This window comes from Streptomyces sp. NPDC014991 (assembly GCF_043080665.1).
Lineage (GTDB): Bacteria > Actinomycetota > Actinomycetes > Streptomycetales > Streptomycetaceae > Streptomyces.
In genome coordinates this window covers 307,771-322,485 of sequence record NZ_JBIBVY010000002.1, presented here as the reverse complement: position 1 = coordinate 322,485, position 14,715 = coordinate 307,771, and the positions used below count along the sequence as shown (strand labels likewise).

The following is a 14,715-nucleotide window of genomic DNA, read 5'->3' as shown; positions in this document are numbered from 1 at the left end:
TTGGGGGTTTTTTTGTGGGGCTAACCCGGGGGCGTTCTCTTTCACGGGCCCCCCCCCGGGGGGGGCGGCGGGGGGGGGGGGGGGCGGGGGGGCGGGGGGGGGGGGCCCCGGGGGGGGGGGGGGGGCCCCCCCCCACTCCCCTGTGTCCCCCCTCACCAGACGGATCCCTGGTCCTCTCCGGCTCCACGACCCTGAGAAGACGGACGAGGGGGGGACCCGCTGGTGGTCCGGTGCCGGCCGGCGTCACCGCGGCCGGTGCGGGGGCGGTGGACCGGCGCGGGGACGGCACCGCCGGGGAGCCACCGTCCCGGGTGCGGCCGGCGCCCGGTGCCGGTGGAGCGAGTGCCGGGCGCCGCGCGGGCGTTGGGCGGCGGTGCGCGGGCCGCGCCACCCCTGAGCGCGGGTCCGGCGCCGCCACTCGCCGCGGTGAAGGCCGAGTTGGCGGCCGGCGCCGGTGGGCGGGACCGCGCCCGGGGACCGCGGGACCTCGGTGACGGGCATGCACTCGCCTCCTTCTCCCCAGCACCAGGAAACACCCGTTCGGGCGAACCCTCCACCGGAGAGCGGGAACACCGGCTCCGCCGAACGAGTCCTCCTGCCGCCCGAACGCAGTCGTCCCGCTCGCGCGCCGCCGCCGGCGGCCGTTGCCTGGAAGCGTGCCCCTACGCCTCAGGGCCGTCCTGTCGGCCGTACTGATCGCTCTGTCGGGCCTCCTCGTGCCGTGCGGCGCGCTGGCGGCCTGGGCGGCGTACGGGCTCACCGACACGAGCCGGTACGTCACCGCGATGGCGCCGCTCGCCGCCGACCCCGCGGTGCGCGAGGCCGTCGCGGACACGGTCGGAGACGGCATCCTGCGCGCGGTGGGCCGGCACCTGGACGTCCCCCCGGTACCCGGTCCGGTACGCCCGTTCGTGCGTGACGCGGTGCGCTCCTTCACCCAGACCCGGGCCTTCCGGCTGGCCTGGGACACCGGCAACCAGGTCACGCACGACACCGTCCTGCGCGCCCTGCGCGCGGCGGACGACCGCGACGTCACCGTCGACCTGGCCCCCGTCACCGCCCAGGTCAAACGCCAGCTCACCCACGACCATGTGCCGCTCGCCGCACGCATCCCGGTGGAGCACACCGCGGTCGCCGTGCTCCCCGCGGGCGAACTGACCGCGCTCCGGGAGGGGTTCCACGTGCTCGAAGTCGCCGGGTTCTGGCTGCCGGTGGCGGCCGTCGCCTTCGCCGTCGGCGGGATCGCCCTCGCCGTCCACCGCCGCCGGGCCGTCACCGCGACCGCGCTGGGCACGGCCCTGGGCGGCGCCCTGCTCGCCGGCTGCCTCGCCGCCGGCCGCAGCCTGACCCTCGCCGGCCTGCCCGCCGGCGTGCCCCATCCGGCCGCGGGCGCCGTCTACGACGCCCTGACCGGCACCCTGCGCACCGTGGCCTGGCTGCTGCTCGGGCTCGGGCTCGCGGTGGCCCTCACCGCCTGGCTCACCCGGTACCTGCGCCTGACGCGTCCCGCGCGACGCCGGCCAAGGTCGCCAGCGCCCGCGCCAGCTCCGGCTCCGGCGCCGACGCGAGCCCGAGCCTGACCGCGTCCGGGGTCCGGCCGGGGCCGACCGAGAACGCCGTACCCGGGGTGACAGCGATGCCGTGTGCCCGCGCGGCGGCCGTGAAGGTGTCGGCACGCCATGGCGGGGGCAGCTCCCACCAGGCGAAGTAGGCGGCCGGGTCGGAGCGTACGGCGAAGCCGGCCAGCTTCTCGGCGACCAGCCGCTGCCGACGCCGCGCGTCGCGCTGTTTGGCGGCCACCAGCCGGTCCACGGTCCCGTCGCCGAGCCACCGTACGGCCGCCTCCAGCGCGAAGCCGCCCGCGCTCCAGCCGCCGGACCGGACGGCCCGCGCGACCGCGTCGACCCGGTCGTCGGGTACGACGGTGAAACCGACGGTGAGGCCGGGCGCGACCCGCTTGGACAGGCCGTCGACGAGGTGGACGCGTTCCGGGGCGAGCGCGGCGAGCGGAGGGATGCCGCCCGGGTGCAGGAAGGACCAGATCCGGTCCTCGACCACCGGTATCCCCAGGCTGTGGACGGTCTCGGCCAGCTGCCGCAGCCGCCCGGCACCCGTCGTCCGCGCGGTCGGGTTGTGCAGGGTCGGCTGGAGGTACAGCGCGGACAGCGGCGCACCCCGGTGCGCGGCGGTGACCGACCCGGGCAGCAGCCCCTCCTCGTCCGTGGCGAGTGGGACGAGGGTGAGGGCGAGGCGGGCCGCGATCTCCTTCACCAGCGGATATGTCAGCGGTTCGACCCCCACCCGGCCGCCGGGTGGGACCAGCGAGGCGAGGGTGGCGGCGATCGCCTGCCGGGCGTTGCCGGTGAACAGGATCCGCTCCGGACCGGCTTGCAGCCCGGCCCGGGCCAGCAGGGCGGCGACCGCGTCCCGGGCGTCCGGGGTGCCCGCGGCGGCGGCCGGCCGCAGCGCCTGGCCGAGCGCGTCCGGCCGCAGCAGGGGCGCGAGGGCCGGTGCCAGCAGTTCCGACTGGCCGGGCGCGGACGGGTAGTTGAGTTCCAGGTTGACGGGCGGGGACCCCGCGGCCTCGGTCAGGGCGTGCCCGGGCTGCCGGTCCGGTGCGGCGGCCCGCACGAACGTCCCGCGCCCGACCTCGCCCACCACCAGTCCCCGGCGCACGAGTTCGGCGTACACCCGGCCCGCCGTCGACGGAGCGATACCCCGTCGGCGCGCGAACGCGCGCTGCGGCGGCAGCCGTTGCCCCGGCCGCAGCCGGCCGCCCGTGATGTCCCGCGCGATCAGGTCGGCGATGCGCCGGTAGTCGTCCACAAGTCCCCCCGTTCGTCGGCCCGTTGATATTGCACCGAGAGCAAAGATCTTATTGCACCGAGTCACCGCCCGGCCTAGGGTCGGCTCATGCCCCCCTTCCTCGCATACGAGGACAAGGGCCCCGGAACGTCCTTCCGGGTTCCCCTCGTCCTGGTCCACGGACACCCCTTCGACCGCACGATGTGGCATCCGCAGCTGTCCGAGTTCGCCGCCGGCCGCCGGGTGATCGCCCCCGACCTGCGCGGCTACGGCGCCTCCCCCGTCACCCCCGGCCCGGTCCCGCTCTCCCGGCACGCCCAGGACATCGCCGCCCTCCTGGACCACCTCGACGTCGGCGCCTTCGCCCTCGCCGGCCTGTCCATGGGCGGCCAGATCGCCATGGAGTGCGCCGGCCGGCTCGGCGACCGCGTCCGGGGCCTGGTCCTCGCCGCCACCTCCGCCGCCGCCGAGACCCCCGAAGGCCGGCGCGCCCGCGCCGCCATGGCCGGCCGGCTGCTCGCCGAGGGCATGCGGGGCTACGCCGACGAGGTGCTGGAGAGGATGGTCGCCCCCTGTGCCCGCCCCGAGATCAAGGCGCACGTCCACCGCATGATGACGGCCACCTCCCCCGAGGGCGCCGCGGCGGCCCTGCGCGGCCGGGCCGAACGCCCCGACTACCGTGACCTGTTGACCAGGGTGACCGTGCCCGCCCTCGTCCTGGTCGGCGCCGACGACACCTACACCCCCGTCCCCGACGCCGAGACCCTGCACGCCGCCCTGCCCGACTCCGTCCTGCACGTCATCGAGGGCGCCGCCCATCTGCCCAACCTGGAGCGGCCCGAGGAGTTCAACCGGGCCCTGGCCGCCTTCCTGGCGCGGCTCGACGGGTGATCGTAGGCTCGTCCCGTGACCCAGCACCGCGGACGCAGGCCCGGCGCCTGGTGTGCCGGTCTGCTGCTCACCGGGGTGAGCGCGGTCGTCGGCTGCCGGATCGCCGGCACCGACGGCATCACCCCGGTGCCCCAGCTGCTCGCCTTCCTGCCCTGGCTGCTCGCACCGGCCGCGTTCGCCCTGCTGTGCGCGCTGCTCACCCGCTGGTGGACGGGCGTGGTCTGGGCGGTCGCCGTCCTCGGCCTGCTCGCCTGGTACCTGGAGCCGTACGGCAGGACCGGTGAGCCCGGCGGCCCGCCCCTCGCCGCCCTCCGCGTCCTCACCGCCAACGTCGAGTTCGGCCACGCCACCCCCGGCCTCGTCCGTGCCGTGCGCGACCGGCACCCCGACATCGTCTTCGTGCAGGAGTGCGACTCCGGCTGCCGGGCCGCCCTGGAACACGGCACCGGCAGCCGCTACCCGCACCGCCGGGCCGTCGAGGCGGACGGCTCCCGCGGCTCCCTCCTCCTCAGCCGCTACCCGCTGACCCCCGCCCCCGGCGTCCACGGCACCCTGGGCATGCCCGGCGCGGTCGCCGACGTCCACGGTCACGCCGTACGCCTCCAGCTCGCCCACCCCGTGCCCCCGCTGCCGGGCCGGACCGGCGTGTGGCGCCGCGAACTCGGCCGCCTCAGCGCCTTCGCCGCCGCCGGCCCACGCACCCCCACCGTCCTCGCCGGCGACTTCAACGCCTCCCAGGACCACGCGGGCTTCCGGCACATCCTCGACACCGGCCTGACCGACGCGGCCCGCCTCACCGGGCACGACCGCGTCCCCAGCTGGCCGTCGCGCACCGCCTCCGTCATCGGCGTCCAGATCGACCACGTCCTGGTCTCCCGGGACTTCACCGCGGCCGGCGCCCGCTTCCTGCCCCTGGCCGGCACCGACCACCGCGCCCTCGTCGTGGACCTCACCCTGCGTCGGCGCTCCTGAACCGGTACGGATCGAACCGGCCATAATGGGCGCATGTCCCGAGAGTTCCCGATCGGCCTCACCCCTCCCGACTGGCTGGTCCGGAACCTCAGGCCCCAGCAGGCACCCCTCAACCGGCCCGCCCTCGCCCGCGCCGCCCTCGGCATGTCCCTCCCCCTGGCCCTCGGCCTCGCCGCCGGCCGCCCCGCCTACGGCGCCCTGGCCTCCATGGGCGCCCTCTCCGGCGTCATCGGCGACACCGCCGACGCCTACCGCATGCGCATCCTCAACATCGCCGTCCCGCAGCTCTTCGGCGCGGTCGGCGTGGCCCTGGGCGCGCTGGTGCACGGCCATGGCTGGTACGCGGTGGCCGCCGTCACCGGCGTCGCCCTGCTGTCCGGCATGATCTCCACGATCGGCGCGGTCGCCTCGGTCTCCGGCCTGCTCCTGCTCCTGAACTGCGTGGTCGGCGCGGGCCTCCCGCTTCCCTCCCCCTGGTGGGTGGCGCCCGCCCTGATGACCGGCGGCGGCCTGCTGATCCTCCTGCTCGCCCTGCTGGCCTGGCCGCTGCGCGCGGGCGTCCCCGAACGCGCCGCGGTCGCCACCGCCTACCGCGCCGTCGCCGGCCTGCTCACCGCCGCCGGCACCGACCGCGCCGAGGAGTACGAGGAGGCCCGCCGCACCGTCACACAGTCCCTGAACCAGGCCTACGACCTGATCCTGGCCCGGCGCGCCCGCCACCACGGCCGTAGCCCCGAACCCACCCGGCTGCTGGCTCAGTTGAACGCGATCACCCCGCTGATCGAGGCCGCCCCCGCGGCCCACCTGGCCGCCCGCCCCCTCCCCGGGCAGATACCGGCGGAACTGCACCGGCTGGCGGACGCCGTCGAGACGGACCGGACACCCCCCGGCCCCCTCACCCTGCCCATCCCCACCACGGAGACGGCCCGCGCGGTCGACCACGCCCTGCGCCACGCCGCGGAGGTCGTCGCCACCCCCGACGTCGACCTCCGGGGCACCGACGACCGACTCGGCCGCCCCGCCGCCCTGCGCGTCCGCACGGCACGCGCGGCCCGCGACGTCGTCCTGTCCGCCAACTCCTGGCGCTACGGCGTACGCCTCGCCCTCTGCATCGGCATCGCCCAGGCCCTGGTCTCCCTCGTCCCCGTCCCCCGCTCCTACTGGGTCGCCCTGACCATCACCTTCGTCCTCAAACCCGACTTCGGCTCGGTCTTCTCCCGCGCCCTGCTGCGCGCCCTCGGCACGGTGGCCGGCCTGGTCGTCGCGGCGGTCGTCCTCGCCGAGGTCCCGCTGGGCTGGTGGGACGTCCCCACGCTCTTCCTCCTGGCCCCCCTGATCCCGGCCCTCACCCCCCGGGGCTACGGCTACCAGACCGCAGCCATCACCCCCGTGATCCTGCTCCTCTCCGACATCCTCAACCACCAGGGAACGGCCCTGCTGCTCCCGCGGCTGAACGACTCCCTCCTCGGCTGCGCCATCGCCCTGATCGCCGGCTACCTCCTGTGGCCCGAGAGCTGGCACACCCGCGTCGGCGCCCGCCTGGCCGACGCGGTCGCCGACACGGCCGCCTACGTCCAGGCGGCCTTCGGGCCCACCCCCGACCCCGCCGCCCGCGCCCGCATGCGCCGCCGCCTCTACCGCGACCTTTCCGTCATCCGCACCGAGTTCCAGCGGGCCCTGACCGAACCCCCGCCGACCGGCCGGCGCGCCGCCGCGTGGTGGCCGCTCGTCGTCGCCGTCGAACGCGTCGTCGACGCCACGACAGCGGCCGGCGTCCGCGTCCGCCACGGCGCCGCGGCCCCGTCCACCGTCGAGATCGCGCAGGTGACCCTGCAACTGCGCGAGCTGTCCGAGGCCGTACGGGGCGCGGAGACCCTGACCGCCGTCCGCACCGACCTCACCGGCCCCGCGGGCAGCGTCCTCGAACCCCTCCGCCAGGAGCTGGCCGCGGCGCGCTCCATCGCGTCCCCGCACTGACGCGGACCGGCCATCCGGGGCCGCTAACCTTACGTGTCCGTCCTGGCCAGTGATTCAAGGGCTACAACTCACGAAGGGTTGCGCACATGGGCATTCTCACTCTCCTGCGGAACGCGTTCGGCCGCTCACGCAAGGCACGAGCCACCGAGGCGGAGGGTGCGGACCGGTCCCCCGAGCGCACCCCCGACCCCACCACCCCGGCCTCCACCGACGAACACGAACTGGTGGCAGCGGCCTTCGACAAGGTGAAGATCCCCGCCCCGACGGCGTCCGAGGAGAACTCCGGGACCGGGCCCACGGCCGAGACCGAGGAAGCGTCCGAGCCCGAGGCGGCTCCCGAGCCTCAGGCCGCCACCGTGGCCGAGCGGACTCCCCAGCCCGAGATCGCGGCTGAGACCGAGGGAGCTTCCGAGCCTCAGGTCATCCCTGAGACCAGGGAGGATGCCGAGCCCGAGGTCACTGCTGAGACCAGGGAGGACGCCGAGCCCGAGGCCGTAGCCGACGCCGAGAGCGCGGACGAGGTGAAGGCCGAGGCCGGCGCCCCGGCCGACGCTGAGGTCACTGCTGAGACCAGGGAGGACGCCGAGCCCGAGGCCGTAGCCGACGCCGAGAGCGCGGTCGAGGAGAAGGCCGCGGCTGAGGAGGGGGCTCGGGGGGCGGCACCGGCCGAGGAGGCCGCCGAGGGGTCGCCCGCGGTCGTGGACGGTCCGGAGTCCGCCGAGCAGGAAGCCGAGCAGGAAGCCGGGACCGAGGCCCAGGCCGAGGGGGAGCCGACGTCGGCGAAGGCCGCCGGGACGACGGCCGAGGAGACCGCACCGGGCGAGGACACGGCTCAGGACACTCAGGCGTCCGCAGCGGCGGCTGCCAAGGCCGAGCGCACCGCCCCGGCCGCCGAGGCGGAGCCCGAGCCCGAGCCGAAGGCCGAGCAGAGCACGCCGGTGGAGGAGAAGACCGAGCCGGAACCGGAGCCGAGTGCGGACGAGGACACCCCGGAGCCGACGACGGCCGAGGCCGGCGCCGAGGAGGAACCGGAATCTCCGGAGACCGCACCCACCGAGACGACGGCCCCGCAGGCCGCCGACGGCGAGAGCACCCCGCAGGGTCCAGTCGCGGGTGGTGCGGGTGGGGACACGGACGCCGAAGGCGAAGCCGAGGCGGAAGCCGTGGCCGAGGCCGGCAAGGCCCACCCCGCCGTCCCCCTCGCGGAGCTGAAGCGCGCCGCTCCCGCCCTCACCACCGCCTACAAGGCCGCGACAGCCACCCTGGAGAAGGCCGGCCTCACCGGCACCCGGGCGAAGCTCTACCTCGTGCTGGACCGCTCCGCGAGCATGCGCCCGTACTACAAGGACGGTTCCGCCCAGGCCCTCGCCGACCAGACCCTCGCCCTCGCCGCGCACCTGGACCCGGAGGCCACGGTCCACGTCGTCTTCTTCTCCACGGAGGTGGACGGCACCACCGACCTCACCCTCACCCCGGGCCACGAGACGAAGATCGACGACGCGCACGCCGGCCTCGGCCGCATGGGCCGTACCAGTTATCACGCCGCCGTGGACGCCGTACTCGCCCACTACGACGAGAACGCCGCCCCCGGCACCCCGGCCCTGGTCGTCTTCCAGACCGACGGCGCCCCGGACGCCAAGACCCCGGCGACCCAGTCCCTCACGAAGGCCGCGTCCGGTCACCCCGCCGTCTTCTTCTCCTTCGTCGCCTTCGGTGAACACGACAACAAGGCCTTCGACTACCTCCGCAAGCTGAAGACCGGCAACACGTCCTTCTTCCACGCCGGCCCCACGCCCCGTGAGCTGACGGACCCCGAGCTGTACGAGGGCGTACTGGCCACCTGGCGCCCGTGACCGGCCGGTCACCCGCCACGCCGGCCCCCGCGCCACCCGGCCGCCCCTTCCCACCCTGCAAAACGGGAAGCGGGCGGCCCGCCCGTCTCGGCTACGATTTCAAGGTTCGTACAACCCCCCGACCTGGGAGCAGCCCGCGATGGCTCGACACCTCATCACCAGCGCCCTTCCGTACATCAACGGGATCAAGCACCTGGGCAACATGGTGGGGTCCATGCTCCCGGCGGACGTGTACTCCCGCTACCTCCGCCAGCGCGGCCACGACGTCCTGTACATCTGCGCGACCGACGAGCACGGCACCCCCGCCGAGCTGGCCGCGAAGGAGCTGGGCGTGCCGGTGGACGAGTTCTGCGCGCAGGCGCACGACGCGCAGAAGGCGGTGTACGACGGCTACGCGCTCGCGTTCGACTACTTCGGCCGCAGCTCCAGCCCGCAGAACGCGGAGATCACCCAGCACTTCGCGCGGAAGCTGAACGAGAACGGCTTCATCGAGGAGCGGGCGATCCGCCAGGTGTACTCCCCGACCGACGGCCGCTTCCTCCCCGACCGCTATGTCGAGGGCACTTGCCCGCACTGCGGTTACGACAAGGCCCGCGGCGACCAGTGCGAGAACTGCACCCGCGTCCTGGACCCGACCGACCTGATCGACCCGCGCTCGGCGATCTCCGGTTCCACGGACCTGGAGGTCCGCGAGACCAAGCATCTCTTCCTGCTCCAGTCCAAGCTCCAGCACGAGGTCGAGGCGTGGGTCGCCCGGCACGAGGCCGACTGGCCGCAGCTCGCCTCCTCCATCGCCCGCAAGTGGCTGACCGAGGGCCTGCACGATCGCGCGATCACCCGTGACCTGGACTGGGGCGTCCCCGTGCCGGCGGACACCTGGCCGGAGCTGGCGGCCGAGGGCAAGGTGTTCTACGTCTGGTTCGACGCCCCGATCGAGTACATCGCCGCGACGAAGGAGTGGGCGGACGCCGCTCCCGCCGGGGAGACCCGGGACTGGAAGTCCTGGTGGTTCGAGGCGGACGACACCGTCCGCTACACCGAGTTCATGGCGAAGGACAACGTTCCCTTCCACACCGTGATGTTCCCGGCCACCGAGCTGGGCGTGCGCGAGCCGTGGAAGAAGGTCGACTACGTCAAGGCGTTCAACTGGCTGACGTACTACGGCGGCAAGTTCTCCACCTCGCAGAGGCGGGGTGTCTTCACCGACCAGGCCCTGGACATCCTGCCCGCCGACTACTGGCGGTACTTCCTGGTCGCCAACGCCCCCGAATCGGACGACTCGTCCTTCACCTGGGAGCACTTCACCGCCACGGTGAACAAGGACCTCGCCGACACACTCGGCAACTTCGTCAACCGCGTGCTGTCCTTCTCCCGGAAGCGCTTCGGCGACGACGTACCGGCCGGCGGCACACCCGGTGAGGCGGAGACGCGGCTCGGCGAGGAGATCGCCCGGCTGCTCGCCGAGTACGAGGATCAGATGGAGGCCCTCCAGTTCCGCAAGGCCGCCGCGGCCCTGCGCGCCCTGTGGTCGGCCGGCAACTCCTACCTGGAGGAGAAGGCCCCCTGGCTGGAGATCAAGACGGACAAGGACGGCGCGGCCCTCACCCTGCGTACGGCGATGAACCTGATCCACCTGTACGCGGTGGTCTCCGAGCCGCTGATTCCGGCCAGCTCGGCGGTGATGCGCGCTGCCTTCGCCCTGCCGGACGACACCGCCGCCTGGGTCTCCGCCGACGAGGCGAAGTCGCTGGCCTCCGTCCCGGCCGGTACCCCCTTCACGGTGCCGCCGGTGCTCTTCGCCAAGCTGACGGACGAGGACCTGGCGACGTACAAGGAGCGTTTCGGCGGCGACGAGAGCTGACCGCGCCGCGCTGAGGCCCGCTGAGGGCGCCGAGCCGGATGCTCGGCGCCCTCTCGCTTGCCGGCCGGGTTACTTCAGCACACCGGCCCCGGTGGTCGTCGCCAGTTCCGCCGGCAGGTTCTTCGCCGACGTCTCCAGGCCCGCGGTGAGCGTCGGGGTCCAGTTCACCGTTGTCGTGATCTTCTTCGAGGAGGCGGCGTTGTACGCGGCGACCAGGTCGGTGGCCGTGCCGTTGACGAGGTTGCCGCTGCCCGCGACCGAGCCGGTGCCGTCGCCGCTGAGCAGCTTGGCGACCTTGCCGCCGGACGGCACCGTCCAGTAGTTGTCCTCGGCGACGACCTGGGCCTTCGCGCGGGAGTTGATGCTGTACAGGGGCGCGTAGCCGTCGACGGTCGTCGTGTCGTACACGTTGTTGTAGATGTGGATCTGGCCGATGCGGGCGAGCGGGGCGCGCTGGACGATGCCCTTCCACACGTTGTGGTGGATGGAGACCCGCAGCTTGCCGGTGCTGTCCTTGTCGCTGGAGCCGATCAGCATCGTCTTGTCGTGGTCGGTGAACCGGTTGCGTTCGACGGTCACCAGGTCGGAGCCGTTGGTGATGTCGAGGGCGCCGTCGTGGATCTGGTACTCGCGGCCGAAGTACTTCGGGTTGGCCCGGTCGAGGTGGGGGGCGTCGGTGAACGTGTTGTGGTCCGCCCACACGTGCGTGGCGCCGCGCAGGGTGACGGCGTCGTAGGCGGAGTTCCAGTTGCCGTCGTCGCCGTCCGTCGGGTCCCACTGCGGGAAGCAGTCCTCGGTGGCGGAGAAGGCCAGGTTGCGGATGATGACGTTGTCGACGCCCTTCACCTGGAGGCTGCCGCCGGTGATCCCGGCGCCGGTGCCGGGCACGCCCACGATCGTGGTGTTGGCCGGCACCTTGAAGACGATGTTCTTCGCCTGCTTGTCCTGGGCGGCGGCGCGGGCCTTCTCCTGCGTGCCGGAGGGCAGCTTGGAGCGGCCGTAGGTGGCGGGGTCGTACGCCTTGAGGTAGGCAGACAGCGAGTAGCCGGTGCCGGCCGCGTAGTCCGCACAGGTCAGCTTCTTGCCGCTGTCGTCGGTGTTGGCGTCGATGGTGCCCTTGACCTTGATGATGCGGGGCGCGGTGTCGGAGGCCGAGCCGAGTGCCTTCACGAGCTGGGCGCGGCCGGTGACGGTGAAGGTGTGCGCGGAGTCGGCCTTCGCCCCGCCGGTGGTCCCCGTGCCGGAAGCGGCCCAGCCGTCCTTGGCGGCGAGCGTCTGGTGGTACAGGTCGACGGCGTCGGCGTTCGCGGTCATCACGAACACCCCGGCGCCGACGCCGGCGGCCACGACGGCGGCGGACACGGCGAGGGTGCGCCGCCCGCGGAGGGACCGGCGGTGGGAGGGAGCTGCCACGGAGGAGTCCTTACGGGTCTGCTGAACGAGTCTTACGCTCCCTCAGTGGCCGCCGCGGGCCGGAAGGTTGCCGCCGTCCGGAGCAATTCCTTCGGGTGATCCGTGGGCTTCCGGCAGCCCTGCGGCACCGGGCGTCGCGTGTGCGTGCCCGGAAGCCGGAAATGATCTCCCCGTGGACATCCCCGAACCCCATCACCGCCTCCTCGCGGACGTCGTCCCGGCGGGCGGACCGTACGGCCTGGTGCTCGCCGGCGGGTACGCGCTCCAGGCCCACGGGCTGCTGCGGCGCCCGCACGCCAACCTCGACCTCGCCACGGAGAACTCCGCAGCCATGGAGCACATCGCCGCCGCCGTCGGCGCGGCGCTGGAGGCGCGGGGGCGGCAGGTGCGCACCGGCGCCGGCACCGCGCTCACCGCACAGCTGGCGGTCACGGACCCGGTGAGCGGCGAGGAGTGCGCGCTCGCGCTGCACAAGGAGATGTTCTGGCAGCCGCCGGAACTCACCGGGTACGGTCTGGCGCTCTCCCTGGAGGACACGGTCGGTACGAAGGTCCGCGCGCTGTACGACCGGGGGGCGGCCGTCGACCTCGTGGACGCGCGGGCGGCGGCGGCCCGTTTCTCCCTGCCGCGTCTGGAGGAGCTGGGGCGCCGGCACGCCCACGACACCTTCGACCTGCCCACCCTCCAGTCCCGGCTGACCGGCACGGACTTCTACGCCGACGCCGACTTCCTCCGCCTCGGCCTGGACGGTGAGCGGATCGCCGCGCTGCGCGCCTGGGCCCAGCACTGGTCCGACGACATCACCGAACGGCTGCTGGAGGACGGCGCCTCCGCCGACGCCATGGCCGAGGCCGACGACGAGGACGACGGCGACGGCGACGGCGACGGCGAGGCCGACCCGGGCGTCCGGGTCTGGTGACGGCGTCCCGGCCCTCGGTGGCGTCACCGTACGACGGGACAGCCGGCGGCCTGTGCGGGCGGGTCCCGGGTGTGCGCACCGGGCCCGGAGACGGCTGTGCGCGCCGGTCGTCCAGAGCGGGTCAGGACAGACCGGCGCGCACCGGCGGGACCGTGCCGTCTACTTCGGCTGCGGCTTCCTGATGCTCAGGTGCAGCTCGCGCAGGCGGGACTCCTCCAGCTCGGTCGGGGCGCCCATCATCAGGTCCTGGGCGTTGCCGTTGAGCGGGAAGGCGATCGTCTCGCGGATGTTCGGCTCGTCCGCGAGGAGCATGACGATACGGTCCACGCCCGGGGCGATGCCGCCGTGCGGCGGGGCGCCGAAGCGGAACGCGCGGAGCATGCCCGCGAACTCGCGCTCGGTGGTCTCGTGGTCGTAGCCCGCGATCTCGAAGGCCTTCAGCATGATGTCGGGCTCGTGGTTCCGGATCGCGCCGGAGGACAGCTCGACGCCGTTGCACACGATGTCGTACTGCCAGGCCAGGATGTCCAGCGGGTCCTGGTTCTCCAGCGCGTCCATGCCGCCCTGCGGCATCGAGAACGGGTTGTGCGAGAAGTCGATCCGGCCGGTCTCCTCGTCCTTCTCGAACATCGGGAAGTCGACGATCCAGCAGAAGCGGAAGACGTTCTCCTCGAAGTGGCCGGCCCGCTTGGCGGCCTCGACGCGGACCGCGCCCATGATCTTGGAGACCTCGTCGAACTCGCCCGCGCCGAAGAAGACCGCGTGGCCGGGGGCCAGGGAGAGCCGCTTGGTCAGCTCCGCGACGTTCTCCTCGGTGAGGAACTTCGCGATCGGGCCGGACAGCGCGCCGTCCTCGCCGACGCGGACCCAGGCCAGGCCCTTCGCGCCCAGCGTCACGGCGAAGTCGCCGAGCTGGTCGAAGAACTTGCGCGGCTGGTCCTGGACCGCCGGCACCGGCAGGGCGCGCACGTGCTTGCCGGCGAACGCCTTGAACTCCGAGCCCTCGAAGACGTCGGTGATGTCCACCAGCTCCAGCTTGGCGCGCAGGTCCGGCTTGTCGGAGCCGTACTTGAGCATCGCCTCGCGGAACGGGATGCGCGGGAACGGGGAGGTGACGTGGCGTCCGCCCCCGAACTCCTCGAACAGCTCGGTCATCAGCTGCTCGATCGGCCGGAAGACGTCCTCCTGCTCCACGAAGCTCATCTCGACGTCGAGCTGGTAGAACTCGCCCGGCGAGCGGTCGGCGCGGGCGTCCTCGTCGCGGAAGCAGGGCGCGATCTGGAAGTAGCGGTCGAAGCCGGAGATCATCAGCAGCTGCTTGAACTGCTGCGGGGCCTGCGGCAGGGCGTAGAACCTGCCCGGGTGCAGACGGGAGGGGACCACGAAGTCGCGGGCGCCCTCGGGGGAGGTGGCCGTCAGGATCGGGGTCGCCATCTCGTTGAAGCCGAGCGCCGTCATCTTGTGGCGGATCGCGCCGATGACCGCCGTGCGCAGCATGATGTTGCGGTGCATGCGCTCGCGGCGCAGGTCCAGGAAGCGGTACTCCAGGCGCCGCTCCTCGTTGACCCCGTCCTCGGTGTTGATGGTGAAGGGCAGCGGCTGGGCCGCGCCCAGCAGTTCGACCTCGCCGACCTCGACCTCGATCTCACCGGTCGGCAGGTCGGGGTTCACGTTCTCGGTGCCGCGGGAGACGACGCGGCCGTCGACGCGGACCGTGGACTCCTTGGAGATGCTGTCCAGGGCCTCGTACGCGGGGGTGCCGGGGCGGGCGACCAGCTGGGTGATGCCGTAGTGGTCGCGCAGATCGATGAAGAGGATGCCGCCCAGGTCGCGCCGATTGTGCAGCCAGCCGCTCAGCCGGACGTCGGTGCCGACGTCAGAGGCGCGGAGCTGGCCGCAGGTGTGGGACCTGTACCGATGCATCGTCGTTCATCGTCCTTCGTGGTGGGGTTCTCTCCTGCCGGCCCTCCGACCGGCGGGAACGGGCACGGGGCCCGGACCCGTCAAGGGTACCGGGCAGGCCG

At 73.5% G+C, this 14,715-nt stretch carries 10 protein-coding genes; 7 read left to right on the top strand and 3 right to left on the bottom strand.

Going from position 1 to position 14,715, the window contains the following annotated elements; genetic code table 11:
- Positions 1-656: 656 nt before the first annotated feature.
- The gene (locus ACF1BE_RS05465) at positions 657-1,580 is read left to right on the top strand and encodes a hypothetical protein (RefSeq protein WP_392197646.1); all 924 of its coding nucleotides are present in this window, start codon (positions 657-659) and stop codon (positions 1,578-1,580) included.
- Here ACF1BE_RS05465 and ACF1BE_RS05460 read toward each other — a convergent pair.
- Positions 1,480-2,826, bottom strand: a complete 1,347-nt coding sequence (locus tag ACF1BE_RS05460; protein WP_392197645.1) for a PLP-dependent aminotransferase family protein — start codon at positions 2,824-2,826, stop codon at positions 1,480-1,482. The two genes, ACF1BE_RS05465 and ACF1BE_RS05460, sit on opposite strands and share 101 nt — an antisense overlap.
- Positions 2,827-2,913: 87 nt before the next feature.
- On the opposite strand from ACF1BE_RS05460, the gene ACF1BE_RS05455 reads away from it, so the two are divergent.
- The 5 genes from ACF1BE_RS05455 (at position 2,914) to metG (ending at position 10,359) form a co-directional block, all read left to right on the top strand.
- Positions 2,914-3,696, top strand: a complete 783-nt coding sequence (locus ACF1BE_RS05455) for an alpha/beta fold hydrolase (protein ID WP_392197644.1) — start codon at positions 2,914-2,916, stop codon at positions 3,694-3,696.
- A 15-nt stretch (positions 3,697-3,711) separates the two neighbouring features.
- The gene (locus tag ACF1BE_RS05450) at positions 3,712-4,668 is read left to right on the top strand and encodes an endonuclease/exonuclease/phosphatase family protein (RefSeq protein ID WP_392197643.1); all 957 of its coding nucleotides are present in this window, start codon (positions 3,712-3,714) and stop codon (positions 4,666-4,668) included.
- Between the two features lie 33 nt (positions 4,669-4,701).
- Positions 4,702-6,645, top strand: a complete 1,944-nt coding sequence (locus ACF1BE_RS05445) for an FUSC family protein (RefSeq protein WP_392197642.1) — start codon at positions 4,702-4,704, stop codon at positions 6,643-6,645.
- A gap of 86 nt (positions 6,646-6,731) precedes the next feature.
- A complete protein-coding gene (locus ACF1BE_RS05440; protein ID WP_392197641.1) occupies positions 6,732-8,498 on the top strand; it encodes a VWA domain-containing protein in 1,767 nt (588 codons plus the stop codon).
- 139 nt (positions 8,499-8,637) lie between these two features.
- On the top strand, positions 8,638-10,359 hold the full coding sequence (gene metG, locus ACF1BE_RS05435; RefSeq protein ID WP_392197640.1) for a methionine--tRNA ligase: 1,722 nt from the start codon (positions 8,638-8,640) through the stop codon (positions 10,357-10,359).
- Positions 10,360-10,428: 69 nt separating this feature from the next.
- Here the strand turns inward: metG and ACF1BE_RS05430 are convergent, their stop codons facing one another.
- Positions 10,429-11,772: a polysaccharide lyase family 1 protein gene (locus ACF1BE_RS05430; protein WP_392197639.1), complete on the bottom strand. Its 1,344-nt coding sequence runs from the start codon at positions 11,770-11,772 to the stop codon at positions 10,429-10,431.
- Between the two features lie 172 nt (positions 11,773-11,944).
- On the opposite strand from ACF1BE_RS05430, the gene ACF1BE_RS05425 reads away from it, so the two are divergent.
- Positions 11,945-12,691 carry a hypothetical protein gene (locus ACF1BE_RS05425; protein WP_392197638.1) on the top strand — a complete coding sequence of 249 codons (747 nt, stop codon included), beginning with the start codon at positions 11,945-11,947 and terminating at the stop codon, positions 12,689-12,691.
- 159 nt (positions 12,692-12,850) lie between these two features.
- Here the strand turns inward: ACF1BE_RS05425 and aspS are convergent, their stop codons facing one another.
- On the bottom strand, positions 12,851-14,614 hold the full coding sequence (aspS, locus tag ACF1BE_RS05420) for an aspartate--tRNA ligase (protein ID WP_392197637.1): 1,764 nt from the start codon (positions 14,612-14,614) through the stop codon (positions 12,851-12,853).
- Positions 14,615-14,715: the final 101 nt, after the last annotated feature.